10 protein-coding genes are annotated in these 17,042 nt (G+C 41.7%); 3 read left to right on the top strand and 7 right to left on the bottom strand.

Annotated features, from left to right (window positions below; all coding sequences use genetic code 11):
• The first annotated feature begins 15 nt into the window (after positions 1–15).
• The 3 genes from PP2015_RS18535 to PP2015_RS18525 all read left to right on the top strand — a co-directional run bounded on the left by PP2015_RS18535 (position 16) and on the right by PP2015_RS18525 (position 4,436).
• Positions 16–1,515, top strand: coding sequence for a tryptophan halogenase family protein (locus PP2015_RS18535; RefSeq protein WP_058031988.1), 1,500 nt, complete (start codon positions 16–18; stop codon positions 1,513–1,515).
• A gap of 576 nt (positions 1,516–2,091) precedes the next feature.
• Entirely contained in the window at positions 2,092–3,192 is a 1,101-nt protein-coding gene (proB, locus tag PP2015_RS18530) for a glutamate 5-kinase (RefSeq protein WP_058031987.1), read from the top strand.
• Complete coding sequence (locus PP2015_RS18525) at positions 3,189–4,436, top strand: glutamate-5-semialdehyde dehydrogenase (RefSeq protein WP_058031986.1); 1,248 nt, start codon at positions 3,189–3,191, stop codon at positions 4,434–4,436. The genes proB and PP2015_RS18525 overlap by 4 nt, the downstream gene beginning before the upstream one ends.
• Before the next feature lie 270 nt (positions 4,437–4,706).
• Here PP2015_RS18525 and PP2015_RS18520 read toward each other — a convergent pair whose 3' ends face one another.
• The 7 genes from PP2015_RS18520 to PP2015_RS18490 all read right to left on the bottom strand — a co-directional run bounded on the left by PP2015_RS18520 (position 4,707) and on the right by PP2015_RS18490 (position 16,860).
• Positions 4,707–5,660 carry a hypothetical protein gene (locus PP2015_RS18520; RefSeq protein ID WP_153188114.1) on the bottom strand — a complete coding sequence of 318 codons (954 nt, stop codon included), beginning with the start codon at positions 5,658–5,660 and terminating at the stop codon, positions 4,707–4,709.
• Positions 5,661–6,498: 838 nt separating this feature from the next.
• Positions 6,499–12,306 carry a DNA repair ATPase gene (locus PP2015_RS18515; RefSeq protein WP_083496678.1) on the bottom strand — a complete coding sequence of 1,936 codons (5,808 nt, stop codon included), beginning with the start codon at positions 12,304–12,306 and terminating at the stop codon, positions 6,499–6,501.
• 216 nt (positions 12,307–12,522) lie between these two features.
• The gene (locus PP2015_RS18510; RefSeq protein WP_058031984.1) at positions 12,523–14,685 is read right to left on the bottom strand and encodes a flotillin family protein; all 2,163 of its coding nucleotides are present in this window, start codon (positions 14,683–14,685) and stop codon (positions 12,523–12,525) included.
• An 84-nt stretch (positions 14,686–14,769) separates the two neighbouring features.
• On the bottom strand, positions 14,770–15,372 hold the full coding sequence (locus PP2015_RS18505; protein WP_058031983.1) for a hypothetical protein: 603 nt from the start codon (positions 15,370–15,372) through the stop codon (positions 14,770–14,772).
• Positions 15,373–15,404: 32 nt separating this feature from the next.
• A complete protein-coding gene (locus PP2015_RS18500) occupies positions 15,405–15,743 on the bottom strand; it encodes a hypothetical protein (RefSeq protein WP_058031982.1) in 339 nt (112 codons plus the stop codon).
• 5 nt (positions 15,744–15,748) lie between these two features.
• Positions 15,749–16,435: a PspA/IM30 family protein gene (locus PP2015_RS18495; protein ID WP_058031981.1), complete on the bottom strand. Its 687-nt coding sequence runs from the start codon at positions 16,433–16,435 to the stop codon at positions 15,749–15,751.
• Between the two features lie 14 nt (positions 16,436–16,449).
• Complete coding sequence (locus tag PP2015_RS18490) at positions 16,450–16,860, bottom strand: YjfI family protein (protein WP_058031980.1); 411 nt, start codon at positions 16,858–16,860, stop codon at positions 16,450–16,452.
• Between the last annotated feature and the right edge of the window lie 182 nt (positions 16,861–17,042).

The raw sequence follows: 17,042 nt of genomic DNA, 5'->3' as shown, positions 1-17,042 counted from the left end.
TTTTGGGAGTAAATTATGCAAAACAAGATTAATAATGTCGTCATCGTTGGTGGTGGCACAGCAGGCTGGATGACAGCCAACTTACTCGCCAGAGTGCTAGGTAAAAGCATTAATGTGACTTTACTTGAGTCAGAAGACATCCCGACTGTTGGTGTTGGCGAAGCAACTATCCCACCGATTATGCAATTCAACCAAGCCATTGGTGTGAATGAGCTCGATTTTATGCAAGCGTCTAAAGCCACGATTAAGCTTGGTATTCAGTTCGAGAATTGGCTGAAACCTAACCATCACTATATGCATGCCTTTGGTAGCATAGGAAAAAACTTCCCGTTTTGTGACTTTAATCACTTCTGGCTAAAACAGCAGAATAAAAATGATCAAGTTGATAACCTCACTTATTGGGATTTCTCACTTAATTACCAAGCAGCTAAGCACAACAAATTCCAAAAGCTCAAACACCTCCCAAACACTAATCTGCCAGGCATTGCCTACGCCTATCATTTTGATGCGGGATTATACGCCAAGTTTTTAACTGAACACGGTAAGCAGCAAGGGGTTAAACATGTCATCGGCACGGTGAAACAAGTAAATCAAAACCACGAAACGGGTTTTATCGAAGGCTTGTTACTAGATAACGATACACAGCTTAGCGGCGACTTATTTATAGACTGTACCGGCATGCATGCCCTACTTATCGAAAAGACACTCAGCACAGGCTATGATGATTGGTCACATTGGTTACCTTGCGACCGCGCTATGGCAGTCCCGAGTGAGAACGCAGAAACCGTTGTGCCTTACACACGTTCTATTGCCCATCATGTTGGCTGGCAGTGGCAGATACCATTGCAACACAGAACAGGCAATGGTTTAGTGTATAGTTCTAAGCACATGAGCGACGAAGAAGCCAAACAAACACTACTGGGTAATCTGCCGGGCAAACCACTTAACGATCCTAGGATCATCAAATTTAGAACAGGTCGTCGCAGAAAAATCTGGAATAAGAACGTCATCAGTATTGGTCTATCAAGTGGCTTTTTAGAACCATTAGAATCAACCAATATTCATCTTGTGCAAAGTGTTGCTACGCGTTTACTCAAGTTCTTTCCGCATAATGGCATTAGCCAAACCTTAGTCGATGAGTTTAACCGCTTGTGCAAAACCGAAGTTGAAGGCATTCGAGACTTTATTATCTTGCATTACAAGTTAAATGCTCGAACTGACAGCCCGTTTTGGCGACTGTGTCAGCAAATGGATGTTCCCGACACGCTGAAAACTAAAATTGAGCTATTTAAACAAACTGGCAAAGTGCACTGCGAACCAAATGATTTATTTACCGAAATCGCTTGGCAACAAGTGATGCTTGGTCAAGGTGTCACGCCAGCCGATATTCACCCTCTTGTTGATGGGTTAAGTGACGAACAAATCAAAGACATGATGGAAAGTTTGAGAACGCTGGTCGATAAAACAGTTGAAAACATGCCTACTCACCAAGACTTTTTGTCTTCCTTAACCTAATCAAAGTCTAATCGAGCATCAGGTATGAGTTGAAAATTCGTACCTGATAAAAGAACTTTTATAGAAACAAAAAATAGTTTGTATTAAAACTATTTATCTACGCTATAAATAAAAAAGATAAGTTATGCAAGGTACTGAAAAATAGAAAAATATATATAATATCTTAATAAAACAACATTAAACTTTCATTACACTACTTGCTTTAAAGGTTTAAAACCAGTAACCTTTTTAGCACAAATTCTTTGAGCACTAACCAATTTAACTTAAAGAGTTATTTAAAAAGTTAGCCGCTTGTCAAAAAGTCCGTTACGCAATTATTCATTGCGACATGACCTTTTCGGCTCAACCAAACCATGGTTCGCCTGCCGAAAACGGTTCGATACCTTGCTACAGCGAGGATCACAATCAAATTTTTAATTATTAATTTAACCTAAGTCGTGCATCTGCACCTGGGTATTCATGTCTAAGAGTTTTGACTCACTAGATTTGCTCATCTGCGTTTTGCCCATCATGGTGTCGTCACGTCTTTAAAACTAAGCCCTATTGCGCCGGTAGGAAAAGAGGAACTTGCAGAAAATGAGTTTAACAAACACAAAAAGATTAGTTATAAAAGTTGGTAGTGCCTTGATTGCGCCTCAACAAGATGGCTGTAAAGCACGTTACCTGCTTAATATTGCTCAATTTATTGTTAGAGCTCGCGCTCAAGGTGTTGAAGTTTTATTGGTTTCATCAGGCTCTGTTGCCGCTGGTGCGCATCATTTTAAAAACCCAGATCGCAGTAACATCGCAATAAAAAAAGCCATGGCTGCAGCAGGTCAAATGGAAATGATGTCCACATGGGATCGCTTTTTCGACTTTCCATCAGCGCAACTTCTTATGACGCATGCTGATTTACGTGACAAAGAGCGCTACGAAAGTATTCGTCAGACCCTATTTAGTTTATTAGATGAGGGGATTTTACCCATCATCAATGAAAACGATGCAGTGACAACTGAACATTTAAAAGTGGGTGATAACGATAATTTATCTGCAATGGTCGCTGCAGCAGCGGATGCTGACACTTTGATTATTTGCTCTGATGTTGACGGGTTATATGACCAGAACCCAAAAACCAACCCAGATGCAAAACTGATTAAAGAAGTAAATACCATTACATCAGCGATTTATGACATGACAGGTGGTCCAAATAGCGCCGTGGGTACTGGCGGAATGCGCACCAAGCTTGAAGCGGCTGAAAAAGCCACATCACATGGTATTGCGACTTATATTATCAATGGCTTTGATGAAAGTACCTTTAATGCATTACTCGATGGCGACAATCCGGGCACTTTATTCACGCCATTTAAAAATCCAATGGAAGAAGCCCAACACTGGATGACACACACAGCAGCCGAACATGGCGAGCTTGTCGTTGAGTCTGAAGGATTACAAAACAGTGAGGAGCTCAATTGTGAAGAGATCCTCTCTGTAGAAGGTGAGTTTTCAGCAGGTGAAACCGTGCTGATCAAAAACACCAAAGGGGAACGTTTGGCTAAAGCAAGCAGTAATTACAGCAGCTGCTTATTGAACTTTATTACACAAAATACCGATGGTATAAATACTAGCCAAATGCAAAATAGTATTGGCCCTATTATTTCGAAAAACGACATTGCTGTGCTGGAGAGAAAACAATCATGAGCTTAATTACAAATTTATCAAAACAAGCGGCGAAAGCGGCAAAAGTATTGGCATTACTAACAACTGAGCAAAAAAACCAAGTGTTGCAAGCAATGGCTAATGCGCTACGTGCTGAAACAGATCATATTCTTAGCGCCAACCAAGAAGATTTAGCCAATGCCAAACAAAACGATTTAAGCCCAGCCATGATTGACCGTCTTACGCTTACTCCCGCACGCATTGAAGACATGGCGCAAGGTATCGAAACTATCGTGTCGTTAGACGACCCGGTAGGAAAAATGCGCAGCATGGGCACTCGACCAAATGGCATCGAAATCAATAAAATGCGTATTCCTTTAGGCGTGGTATGTATGATTTATGAAGCACGCCCAAATGTTACAGCCGATGCGGGCGCATTGTGCTTTAAATCAGGTAATGGCGTGATCTTACGCGGCGGTAAGGAAGCGCTAGCCAGCTCAATGGCCATTGCCAAGGTCATGCACAAGATTTTAGTTGAGTTTAACCTGCCTGAAGCGCTTATTACTGTGGTGCCTGATCCAGATCGCGGTTTAATGATGGAGTTGATGCAGCAAAAAGAATACATCGACCTAATTATTCCACGCGGTGGTGAAGGTCTTATCAACTTTGTTACTGAAAACAGTACCGTACCTGTCATCCAGCATTTTAAAGGCGTGTGTCATTTATATGTTGATAAAGACGCGGATTTAAACGTCGCTGAAGCCCTACTACTAAACGGCAAAACTCAGCGTACTGGCGTATGTAATGCCCTAGAAGGCTTGGTGGTTCATAAAGACATCGCCGATAAGTTCTTAAATCAAGTAGCCCCTATTTTGCGTGCTGCCAATGTGAAAGTGAATGCCTGTAAACGCGCAGCAGAGTACTTTGACGACGTCACTGTACTAAACGATGACGAATTTGGTGAAGAGTATTTAGCGCTAGAAATTGCCATTCGCGTAGTAGACGATTTTGCAGGTGCAATTGACCACATCGATCAGTTCGGTAGTCATCATACAGAAGTGATTTGTACCAAAAACCAAGAAACGGCCACGCTGTTCCAACGCAGTGTTGATGCATCTGTAGTTATGGTTAATGCCTCATCACGCTTCAGCGACGGCGGTCAGTTAGGTCTAGGCGCCGAAATTGGTATCGCAACTACTAAGCTACACGCCTATGGTCCTATGGGCTTAGAGTCACTAACCACTGAAAAGTACTTAGTGAATGGAACAGGCCAAGTGAGAGATTAAGAGTTGGCTAAATCAAACACGGTAGCACCGACTTTATGTTGGGTTTGATAAATTAAAAACATCTATATGCGCGGGTTCACCCCCGCGCTTTTTTTTGCGCGATATAAAATCTTGCCTAACTGCCAATGTAACCAACGAAAACTGTTAAACAAAGATAGTGATTATATTTGAGGAAAAGTAAACTATCGCACTAAGTTGGAATCAAGTCTAAAATAAAGAGGGACTTTTAATGAAAGTCCCTACCGATAAGCTATTAAAAAATAAAAATCTTTATAAACAATGAAGATTTTCGTTCGGTGCACATAACCCTTTAGAACGGAAAGTGGTATTTATAATTTTTACATCTTTATTACCATTACTATCAGTAACTTTTAAAGTGCCGCTAATTCTATGAGTCGCATCATACATGTTCATATAAGTCTTAGAAAACACACTACTATTACTATTACCTATATTTAGATCCCATTGATAACTTCTCGCTCTTAGGGATGAACTAGCATCTTGCTTGAATGTCTCTGGATTGTTTCTACTGACAACTCTGACTTCTGGTCCTGAATTAAATTTCAAATTGTTATTAATCTCAGAAGAAACGCGACTTTTCCAAGTATTCAAAGAGCTATCAACACTGTAAAGGTTAAGCAATTCAAACCTTTCATAAGCTGTTGGCTTTCTTCCCGCTAAGCTTTGGAAACGCGAGTTAATGTACGAAAGCAATGAAGGATCATAAAAGCCTGCATATTCAGGCGTCATATCACAATGCCCAAACCCATTACTTATCGTTCTTACATATTCATTTGTATGACGCTGTCTGTCTCTTTGTCTTGGTTTGTAATATTGCGAAGAGTCAGTATTTTTTAAAGCAACATATACTGAATAAGCAGCGGCTCTACAGACTTGATTTGCAGGTGCTAATAAGTATTTATTAAACTTACTATCGCACCTTCTACGCATATCTTCATAAAGCTTACTATCACTCGACTGCTTAGTTTTCCCCAAAATTTGATAATTTACATCATGTGTGTTGCACTGGGATTTCCAGAGGCTTCTAAATGGTTTTGCTGCCGCTCGGAAAACTTTTTCAACTGGGTTATCAGCCGGGAATGTACAGCCATCTTGTATAACTGGTTTTGTTGGGCAAATTGAAGCCTCCGCAGATAAAGAAGCAAAGCTTAATGCTGGAATGATCACTGCACTGATTGTTGTCATTTTTAGTTTTTTCATCATTTTTCCTTATTAAAAAAACAGGCGAAATATTAACAACCAAACCAAACCTGTCAACAATAAAGAAACAAGAGTAAAACGCAAAAAACACAAAATTAACACGACAGACTTCTTTACAAGGCATTTCTAGCCTTGGGAACAATTTCAATAGTATTGCATTTATCAGTGATGCGATAACTATTGCAACCAAAACAGCATAACCAATTACTGCTTTATGTATGCTTTAGCGGTCGCTTAAATGATGCCTGCGATAGAACATGCAATGCTCATATTTAAGACAATACAGACTATCATTGAGCAATAAGAAATAGTCTGCCCCCCTGTACAAACAACAACCACTATCAACGAATCATAAGCTGATGACTAGAACTTCTTTAATCTTAAGTGTATTTTCTACTTGGTCTCTCGAATTAGCGCCTTTTGAGGTCTAAATAGTGGATATTTTGACAGTCTCACACACTTCTTGTCCCACTGTAGCACTGACTTTATGACGGGTTTCAATAATGAGTTAAACCAATGCCGACTTAGTGTCTAAAGGCATTTTCTGTAAACGCGGGTTTACCCCGCGCTTTTTTGCATGATATAAAATCGCGCCTACAGGGTAATACAACTAACGAGAGGCTTATTTACCCAACCCTCTTCTTAAGAAATTTCGATAGCATTACACTTATAAGAGATGCAATAACTATTACGACTAAACGGCAAAACAATTATTGTTTTGTGCACGTTGTGAATTTTTAAAAATAATTCTTAAAATTAGAGAGGTGTCAGTTTAGATTGCGCTATCTGGATAAAAAACTAAAAGTAAAAACTCTGGGGCACTTGGCCCCTGAGTGTTGTATTACAGCATATACGGGTTGTTTGAACTACTGCCCTCTTCTTTGCTGGGTAAGTGTTCAAGCTGAGTGAGTTTGGCAAGAATGCCATCAAGCTTGCTTGATATTGCTGGGTCCAGCGCTTGATGTTTATCAAGGTGCTGAACAAAGCTTGGCAGTGTCACTTGCAGCAACTCAGTGAGTGCCGTTAATGACTGACCTTCACTGCTTTGTTGTTGCGACTGTGCAGTATCAAACTGAGTATGCAGCCCCTCAAGCCTTTCAACCAGTTGGCTCAACACCGCACTATGTTGTTGCTCACTTTGCTGGGCTTGTTGCTCTGCCTGTTGGTTAAGCTGTTTACTGTTTGCCTGTAAAGCTGCTTCAGCTTGAGACAACCTATGCTTGAGTGCATCAAATTGCGTGTTCAATTCAATATCAAACTCCGCAGAAGCACTCGCCGCATTGTGCGCTTTAAGGTCTTGTATTCCCTGAGTAAGCGAGGTAACCCCTTGTGCTAAAGCTTCATTGAGCTGCGATGAAGATTGAGCCTGACTGTTCACTAAGGCGTCTTGTAATGCTTGTAAGTCCGACGCCTTGGGTTTACCTTCGGTATTGGCAAGCAGCGCTTGGAAAACGTCAGTATAGTTATGACTCAACTGGGTTTTATTCAGCTTATTAGCAATCACATTAAACGCCTGTGCAATGTCCACCAGCTTGTTAGCCGTAAGCTCACTACTTTGTTGACTTTGTGCAACTTGGCTTTGCAAGGTCTGATTAATACCGTTCAGTCCTTCATTGATTACCTCAGCACTCTGTTGGTTTTGCTGTGCGCCAATTAACTGCGCTAGTGCCTCTGAATAATCAAAGCTTAACGTATCTTTGTTCAAGTTACCCGCAATCGCTGTCATAGCGTTATTTAATCTGGCTAGCTCTTCAACAGCTAAGTGCGCCGGGCTGCCTGCATCATTCGCTCTGTTGAGTCGTTCATAGTCGCCGCAAATTTGCGCCCAACGGGATTGCTCTTCAGCCGTTAACGTACCGCGGATGGTACCCAGTTTAAGTAAGTTTTCTTCACTGCCTTTACTGAGGGTTTGCGCTTCGCCACGGTAGTGATCACGAATAAGATTTTCGAGTTCGTCATCGTTCATGGCTGCAACGACTTTTTCGGCCATCTTATTCATGTTTCGATAACTGCCTTGCAGTTTAAATGGTGGCTCTACGCGGTAGTCATTATCTTGAGCGGCTGAGGCAATATACTGCGCATTCACTTTTAATACGGTGTCGCGAATGGTCAGTAGTTTTTGTAGCACCGAGACAATTTCGTTGGCTTGTGCTTGTGAGTAACCGTACTCTAACTCGTTCAACGAGATATCTTCACCTTCGGCAATACGTACCAGCTTATATAAGTCTTCCATATTGCGGTTCGCCAATGGCGCTAGCACAGCATTCGAGGTCAATGCGTTTTCTACAAAACTCATGGCAAATTCTTGCTCACACCCACTGAGTGTGTCACCTAAGTTGTAGATATCGGCACGGTTTGCCAACATGTCTGGGATCTTAAAGCTTTCACCTGACTCGGTATAAGGGTTACCGGCCATCACAACCGCAAATTTCTTGCCGCGCAAATCATAGGTTTTACTGCGACCATTCCATACGCCATCAATACGACGAGAGCCATCACACAATGAAATAAACTTTTGTAAGAACTCAGGATTAGTATGCTGAATATCATCGAGATACAGCATGACATTGTTACCCATTTCAAAACTTTGGTTTATCTTTTCAATTTCTTTGGCTGCGGTGGCATTAATGGCCTGCGATGGGTCGAGCGATACTTGATCATGTCCTATCGACGGACAGTTCACTTTCACAAAGGTTAAACCTAAACGGTTTGCCACATATTCAATTAATGTGGTTTTACCATAACCCGGTGGAGAAATGAGCAGCAACATACCCATTAAGTCGGTACGCTTATTACCACCTGAGGCACCAATTTGCTTGGCGAGGTTATCACCGATGATCGGAAAGTAGACCTTATTAATAAGCTGGTTTCGAACAAATGAACTCAGTGGTTTTGGCTTAAATTCATCAAGTTGTAAACGCTCTTTTTGGGTCGCTAAAATATCACTCTTAAGTGATTGGAATGCAGAGAAACCAGTCACATGCTGCTCAATATAGGCATTAGTACGGGCAAAGAATGCCGCATAATCAAGTTGTAAAGTTTGATCTTGAATCGTACGATGCTGCCCCATTAAACCGGTTACTTGCTCAGATACATTGGCATCGTGGGCATAAAACCCAGCAAGTTTGTCATTACTCAGCAACACCATAGTCGCCGCTTCAAGGGCGATGTTGATGTTAAATGTGCTGTTTTGGTCATTACTGCTTTGCACTTGGCTGTTTTGCGAATAAGCCACTAACCAACTGAATAATAATTTGGCTTTATCACTCACATTGCTTGCGGCTTTTAGAGCATTTTGTAACTCACCCCAAAAGCCTTTGCTTTTCGCACTGCTTTGGAACTGCTCAGCTAAGTTCTTAACTTTACCTGACACAATAAACTTTGCTTCAGTGTGCTTTTTAGCTAATTCATCTAATAGATATTGCGCACTTAACTGCAGCGAAAAGTCATTAAATACCGCACAAATATCCGCAATTTGTTCTGAATACGCTTTAATGTCGTCAGCTAATTGCTGAATTTGAGCATTATAAAAAGCGGCATCATTAAACATGGTCTGCATTAAATGCGCTTGCTTAGCTGACTGCTGCAATGCTGTAAACGCTTGTTTTGACAGTTGCACTGCATAAAGCTGAGCAACAATCCGTGAACCAACCGGATAAATCAGTAAATCTAAAGCCCGCTTTTGCGCTAATAGATTCGTTAAAATCGCGCACGCATCATGATCATGAATGCCCTTTTCGTATCCTTCTTGATACCTTGGCTCGGCAAATTTTTGTACCAAAGTCAGCAATTCATCTTTTTGAACCGCCTCATTCAATACATCAAAGTTTAAGCCTTGCTCACCTTTATTGGCGCATGCCAAAACCTGAGCGGCCAAGTATTCACCACGATAAACGTCGGCATTTTCAGAAACAAGGTTTTGCTCCCAATAGGCTTTACCCGTTTCAAGCTGCGAACGAGTTGCTTGATCTGGAATTGGCTCAAAATACTCAGTACCCGTAAGGTGCAGCATTAAGGTATCGTCACGAGGCAAAAGTGTTAAATCAAGTGCTTGTTTATTAACGCTAAAACCGTGCTTGCCTATGTTTACAAGGTTGCCGCCTTGCACATAAATGTCTTGTTTATCACGAAGGGCACGAATGCCCTGATCTTTGCATGACTTCAGCTTAGATAAAATATCATCCGCTTTAATTTCATCGCCAATCTCTTGCAGCTCTTGGGTTAACCCGCGTAGCTTGCTGATCATCGGATCTGACGCAAAGTAACTGTTGATCTGTTCAAGCTCAGTAAAGCTTTGCGAGCGTCGAGTCACGCCTTGTAAAATACGTTCAGCGGCATTAGCAATGTTTAAAGCTCTACGCTGGCGCTCTTCCATCAACTGTTGCTTATGCGCTTCAAAGCTTTCGTATACATCATCGCGCTTAGCCATGATTTCAGCTAAGTATTCGTCGTACTCGCTAAAGTGAGATTCTAGCTCTTCTAACTGAATTAATAACCGCGACAGTTGTTCGTCACACTGCTCTGGGGTTTTGGCATTGTTTAAGCTGCTGGTAATACTCTGACTAAAGAGTTTAAAGCGTGCCGAAAACTCCGCTTTGGCTTCAACAGAGCCTAGGCTCTTGCGGCGAATTTCAATGCTTGCCTTAGCTCGGTTAACCAGGCCATACACACCGCTGACATCTTCAAGGATTTGCGTGCGAACACGGCTGTCTTCAATGTCTAAATCGAGCATGGTGTGGTTAAGTAAGTCGAGCTCCTCGCTTAGCGTATCTAGCTGAGCTAAAAAGCCATTTAACTCAGTCACCGCCTCGCTTTTTTCAGAGGCAGCAGTCAGCTCATCAAGCTTGTTATGGTAAGGTACAAGCGCCTTGTCTTGTTGTAAAAACTGCGCTGTTGCTTGACTGAGCTGTGCGGTTTTTTCATCAACGGTTTTAAGCTGAGCTTTTAAACCAGCAAGGTCAATGTATTTCACCTCTTCAAGGCTGATGATTTTGCCTTTTAATAGCTTTAAAGCGTCTAACCCAGCTACAAATTCACTGGTTAACTTAAAGCTATCGGGGCGAATATCGCGCAGGGTGTCGACCACAGTTTGCTTTATATCAGCGAGAGACTTTAACGCTGTTTCTTGAATTTGTTTTACTTTTTCAAATTCATCAAGCACCTGCTCTGAGGTTTCAAAAATCTCATGTATAAGCGCAGTGAGCGCCTCGAAATCAGCTAACCAATGATATCTATCAAGCACACTGCGTGCTTGTGCGATTAAGGCTTCATAGTGGTTGATATTTGGGTTTTGTTCACTGATGGCTTTGCAAACTGAGTATAAGTCTGAAATACCACGAACTAAGTCTGGGTTACCTATTTTGCCTAGTATGCTGGTTGGTGCTGGCGCATTTGCGGCAAATTCGACAGAGCAAAATGGGCTTTGCCAAATTTGAATGGGGTGAACACGCTCAGCTTCTTCTTTGTCCGCTTTGAAAGTCAGCGTTAATCCATCGTCATACACCCCATAACCATGGCAGTAGATTGGGTTTTGTAGATTCTTTTCTATTAGATTATAGGCAAAGAGTGCGTAACGACCTTCATTTGGCTCGTAAAACACATACAGTACGTCTTCACCGTTGGGTGATTTAACCTGACGATGAAACTCTAGTTTCTCGATTTGATCATCAAAGTAGCGCGTTTGACCTGACTGAAGATAATATCCACCCGGAAAAATAATACCGTGGTCATCTGGTAATTGAATACAGGCATCGCCAATGGCATCTTGACGAATAACCACCTCAGTACGGCAATTGAAAATAAAGAAGCGCCAATCTTTTTCACGGTACGGCTGCACTTTAAGTAAGATCAATTCACCCACTTGAGCGTATTCAAGCTCACAATCGGCCAATGACTGATTTTTATCTTCAACAGGTTCTGAATAGATCCCCTCACCACTATCGGTGTTATTTTCGACTTTAATGGTTAAGTCGCCACCTGTGGTTTCGACAAAAATTTTGTCGAGTACGTTAATATGACCAAAACGCCCTTCAACGTGATCGGCACGGTCGGTTTTTACCCATTCAAAGTCATAGTCTTGCTTATCTTGTAAGTCTCGCTCACCGCGATTGTCGATATACTCAAGGGTGTTATCAGCTGCGATTTCCCAACGAAATACGCGAACATCTGTGAGCTTTTCACCAATTTGGAAGCAAGCAAACACTTTGCCCGCTTGTTGGAATAAATGCTGTAAACGGGTTTCTTTGTAGTAAGTGTAAAGCTCTTCAAAGTCTCTTAAAAATCGTGGATTTGTCAGGAACTTGGTTTCGCTTGGATAAGGCTCTACTTCATAGTGATCGTCCTGCTCAACCAGTTTTTGAACAGTGAAGACATCACTCACATGAATATTTTTCTTTAACCCCAAGAATACGTTGTAAGCAAAAATCAGTTTATCGCCAATTAAGACGATGTCTCTTGGAATACAGTTGTGCTCTGTACGTACACGGGCACGGCCTTTTACTTTCAGTTCAGTACTACCAAAGGTATCAACGCGTTGTTGGTTTAAATCATCGGCGAGAGAACGTAATTGTGTACCTGAGTTACTCAATCTACGTTTAATTAAGTCATAGGAGCCCTGTTCGAGCGCAGCTTCATTTGCTGGATCTGCCATAATCTCTTTGTCCTAATAATCTTTAAAGAAGTTGCCCTCACAAAAAGGGCAAAGTACGTGTAACAAGTGAAGTGTTGTCGTAGCTGAGTATGTGTCGCCGTAAACGACGACCTACAATTAAAACCCTATTCGTCTGTAGGTTGGTGTTTAGCCCAACCTACATCGTTTGCACAAATAGTATTTTGTTCAGGGTAAACCACTCGCTACTAAGCTGCGCTAGTCTTGCTTTTCAACTTCTTTGGCATTGCCGTTTAACAATGAGCCGCCTAACATACCTAATAACTGCTGCTTTTCAGTCTCTGATGAGTTACTAAGCTGCTGCATAAGTTTGCTCATGCTAAGGTTTTTCATCGTTTCTGACGACGCGTTCGCACCCGCTAACACCCCTTTTAGGTCATCCATGATGTTTCTGTCACCGTTTAAGTGATCTTTAAACAAGGTTTGAACTGTTTGGCTTTCATCGACTAAACCATCGATTGATTTACCCACCGTAATGGCTTTCATGAACTGGTTGAAGAACTGGCCGTCACCACCCATGATGTTGATATCGGCATTACCCAATGTCTTAGATAAGATCTCAGCTTGGTTCGCTGCAATGTCTTTTTCAATGTCTAGTTTCGCAAGCGTTAGCTCTTTTTGCTGATTCAGCTGTAACGTGAAGCTCTCGTAATCACGGGCGTCTTGGTCCATGGCATTAAGCGCTTGTAGTTTCTCTTCTAGACCTTTCGCTTCTGCTGACATTCTACGTTCAAGGTTGATTGCTTCTGCTTCACCTTGCTTCTCGACAGCTTCTGCCATGGCAGTTTGTACTTGTGCATCTGCAAGACCAATTTCACGCTTACCTTCAGCTTCTGCTTCAAGTTTCTGGCGCATCACGACAGCTTCTGATTCACCAATGTTACGTTTACCTTCTGCCTCGGCAGCTAACTTTTGTTGTAACACTCTTGCGTCTGTTTCACCTTGAATTGCGCTTGCTTCTGCTTTCGCTTTAATAACATCAGCTTCTGCAAGACCTGATGCGGCAATTTCTACTTTTTCAGCTTCGGCTAAAATCTTCTTAGATTCAGCTTTTTGGTTTGCAATGCGAAGCTCAGCTTCTGCCATTTTCTCTTGCTCACGAGCCTTAAATTCAGCCGCTTGCTCTTTGGCTTTAGCAGACTCGATATCTTTCACCAACGCTTCTTCTGCTTCTGCACGAGCTCTGATAACAATCGCTTCTTTTTCACGCTCAGCTGCAGCAAGAACTTGTACATCTTTGATACGCTCTTGCTCTTCAGCTACGGTTTTTTCAACCGCGACGCGATCACGACGTACATCAGCAATTTCTTTTTGCTCAACTTCTAGCGCTTTTTCTTTATTAATACGCAAGATAGAAGTTTCTTTTTCGCGCTCAATCGTCTCAATCTCACGCGCTCTGGCTACTTTTTCTTCTTCAATCGCAAGCACACGTAAACGGTTTTGCTCAGCAATATCGATTTCACGCTGTTTATTTTGCTCTGCAATTTCTAACTGTTCGTCAGTTTTCAGTTTTGCCTCTTCGGCTTTTAAGCGCTCTTCTTGTTTTACACGCTCAGCTTCTGAGGTTTCACGCGCACGCACGGTTTCGATTTCACGTTGCTGTTTAGCTTGCGCATCTTCTTTTTGACGTTCAATTTCTAGTGATTTCTCAAGTGCTTCTTGGTTTTGGATCTCGATTTGTGCTTTTTCATCACACTTTAATTGATTAGTTTTAACATTCTGCTCTGCGGTTTTTTCGGTGATACGGCGAATACCTTCTGCATCAAGAATGTTATTAGGGTCTAGTTTATTGATTGAGGTTTGCTCAAGGTAATCAATGGCAACGTCCTCAAGGGTATAACCCGATAAGTCTTGACCAATGACTTCTTTGATTGAATCACGGAACTCATTACGGTGAGTAAATAGCTCTTCAAAATTCATTTGTTTGCCCACTGTTTTTAGGGCTTCTGAGAATTTAGCTTCGAATAGTTCTTGTAACGTTTCTGGCTGAGAAGCGCGCTCACAACCTACTTGCTTTGCAACGCGAAGAATATCGTCTTTGTTTTCGTTGACGCGAATATAGAAGGTAATAGCAATGTCTGCACGAATATTGTCTTTACAGATCAAGCCGCTATTTTCACGGCGCTCTAGCACCATGCGCTTGGTTGAAATATCCATCACTTCCATTTTGTGAATAACCGGGTAAACAATGCCGCCTGTAGTAGTGACATCTGGCTCATTTTTCATTTTATTGATAATAAGCGCATGGCCCTGATCGACCTTACGGTAGAACTTACCAACAATCATAATAACGGCAAAAATAACCGCGATTGCAACGCCGACAACTGTTAAAATCGGTCCTAAATTATTAAGAAATTCCATGTTTTCTTCCTAAGTTGTGTTTTCTTGACTGATATAAATCCAGTCTATTTTCCCAAGTGTTTAATTTTGTGTTTTAAAACTGTGTTACCAAGGCTTTTCAACCACGGTGTAAGTATTAGCGACATCGTTGTGTTCAATTAACACTGCAATATCACCTAGTGAGAAGGCTTTATCTTCATCACATCTAATTTCTATTAATTGCTCTGTACCATTGATTTGAACTTTGCCCTGACCAAAGCTTGTTGTGACTTTGCCTGTAGCTATGACACATTCCAGACCAATAAAATCGCTCTTAGAGGCAGCCTCTTTACTCTGAAAGAACTTACGCAACGGCTTAACTAATATGGCTGTGACAAGGAGTGAGACAAAAAAGCAGCCCAACATCATGGCAATACCCAGCACATAAAACATCACACCATCACCTAATAAATAGGCAAAGAACTTGTGCGCATAGAAGCTACAAAACCAGCTAATTACAATCGCTAAGCTTAATGAAACTGTCAGAGGTACGCCGCCGAATCCTAATGAGCCTGTATCTGACTCACCTACATCCACATCGACATCACCTTCAAGCATGTCGATATCGGCAAACCCCAATAAGGCAATTGACCAAAAGCCAATCACTATCAGTAACAAGGTACTGAAAATGGCCGTGGGGAAAGTGAGTGCAATGTTTAAAAATTCCATAAGCTCCCTATGTATTTATTAATTTTCAGAGGTTAGGTTTGTTTATTTTGCTCTGTAAATTGGATCAGCAAGTCGGCCACTTGTTGCTTGATTAAGCGCTTTTTACGCGCTTCATCCGGTTCAACAATGCCGAACTGCACTCCGAGTTGATTTAGCTCTTCATCGCTTAAGTTAAAGCTCAAACGTTGTCGGGTCTTTTTTGATTTGACTTCAAGGCCAAGAATTCGGCGGATCATGTCTGAGGGAGTCACCTCGTCGTCGATCGCCTGCTTCTTGATATGTTTTTGCACCTCTGAACTGAGGTCAAAGGCAAGCTGTGTTGCCCTGACCGCACGCTCCTGCTTTTGCCAAGTATCCTTCTTGATGTTCATGGTATTTAACTATTTTTTTTCGCTTTAATGCGGGCAAGAATGTCGGCACTGCTATCATTGGTTTCACCAATACCGGCGGCTTTCATTTTCTGTTCTAATGATTGCGCTTCATCGGCTAGCTCTCTTTCAGCAGCCAATCTGTCTTGACGATCAGCTTGGCGCTGTTTGATTCGTTCAAGAGACTCTTTTGCCGAAGCCATTGAAGAATCACCTGCAGTCAAAGTATCGCTCACAGCTAACGTTGCTTGCTGTACACTCTCTGTGGTCTTAACAATACTCAGTTGGCGCTGATTTTCTTGTAGTTGCTTTTCAGCATCTTTGATCTGTTGCTTCAATGACGCAATATGCTGTTGGTACTGGCTTAGAGTGGGCGATTGCGCAGCCTTTTCTTCTTCAAACTCAGCAATTTTACCAGCAATTTCTAATGCTAATGGCTCTTCGCCTTTGTCGAGTGCTTGAGAAGCAAACTCTTCATGTTGTGCAATCTTATCTTCTAAAGTTTTGATATGGCGCGTTAGCTGCATTTCTTTAGCCATAACTTCGGTTAAGTTACGTTTGGCAGCGGTAATGGCTTCTTTGCCTTCATGGATCTCTTGTTCAAAAATGCGAATGGCATTGGCATCAACAATGCTTTCACCTGCTTCACGAGCGCCACCCTTAACTGCTGTAAATAGTTTTCTTAACATACTCATAATTAACTCTCCTTTTACTCGACAAAGTATTCGCTAACAGCTTCTAATGCATCAATGGCATTGCCTGATAAAGTCACTATTTCATGACTTAGCTGCTCAAAAGTGGAATTGGTAGACAAAGCACCAAAAATGGCGACTTTATTATCTATTTTCGCAAATGCACTGAGTGGCATTGGCACGTTTAAACGCAGCAAGGTGTCGTTTAGCTCTGCGCGTAAATCAGCTTTGACTTCTTGCTCTTCAAACAAGTAGCAAATGCACAAAACTTGCTCATCGGTTTGAGTAACAAAAATAGGTAATTCATCGTTGCCATCAACAATGACTTGCAGCACGTCTTGACCAGTTCGATTGATGAAAAATGATTCAAAAGAAGCGCCATCGGCTTCTTGCTTAGAAAGTTGTAGGGCGAGTTCATTGAGATCCATGTTCGCGATTCCTTAAATTTCTTTATCCTAAGAAAATAGCAGCAAGGCTTTTATCGATTGCTGCATCCTTGTCTCTCAAATTCGCACAACATGACATATTATGTCAATGCTTTTTTTATGAACAATTGAAGTTTGATTGTTACGCCTTAATGTAAGGTTAAGAATTTTTACTCTAGATCTAA

It is taken from the genome of Pseudoalteromonas phenolica (assembly GCF_001444405.1).
In the GTDB taxonomy this organism is placed as follows: domain Bacteria; phylum Pseudomonadota; class Gammaproteobacteria; order Enterobacterales; family Alteromonadaceae; genus Pseudoalteromonas; species Pseudoalteromonas phenolica.
This window is presented reverse-complemented; position numbering and strand designations above follow the sequence as displayed.

Coding starts and splice junctions, on each gene's coding strand:
- PP2015_RS18535 (WP_058031988.1), top strand. CDS start 16: ATGCAAAACAAGATTAATAATGTCGTCATCGTTGGTGGTGGCACAGCA.
- proB (WP_058031987.1), top strand. CDS start 2,092: ATGAGTTTAACAAACACAAAAAGATTAGTTATAAAAGTTGGTAGTGCC.
- PP2015_RS18525 (WP_058031986.1), top strand. CDS start 3,189: ATGAGCTTAATTACAAATTTATCAAAACAAGCGGCGAAAGCGGCAAAA.
- PP2015_RS18520 (WP_153188114.1), bottom strand. CDS start 5,660: ATGATGAAAAAACTAAAAATGACAACAATCAGTGCAGTGATCATTCCA.
- PP2015_RS18515 (WP_083496678.1), bottom strand. CDS start 12,306: ATGGCAGATCCAGCAAATGAAGCTGCGCTCGAACAGGGCTCCTATGAC.
- PP2015_RS18510 (WP_058031984.1), bottom strand. CDS start 14,685: ATGGAATTTCTTAATAATTTAGGACCGATTTTAACAGTTGTCGGCGTT.
- PP2015_RS18505 (WP_058031983.1), bottom strand. CDS start 15,372: ATGGAATTTTTAAACATTGCACTCACTTTCCCCACGGCCATTTTCAGT.
- PP2015_RS18500 (WP_058031982.1), bottom strand. CDS start 15,743: ATGAACATCAAGAAGGATACTTGGCAAAAGCAGGAGCGTGCGGTCAGG.
- PP2015_RS18495 (WP_058031981.1), bottom strand. CDS start 16,435: ATGAGTATGTTAAGAAAACTATTTACAGCAGTTAAGGGTGGCGCTCGT.
- PP2015_RS18490 (WP_058031980.1), bottom strand. CDS start 16,860: ATGGATCTCAATGAACTCGCCCTACAACTTTCTAAGCAAGAAGCCGAT.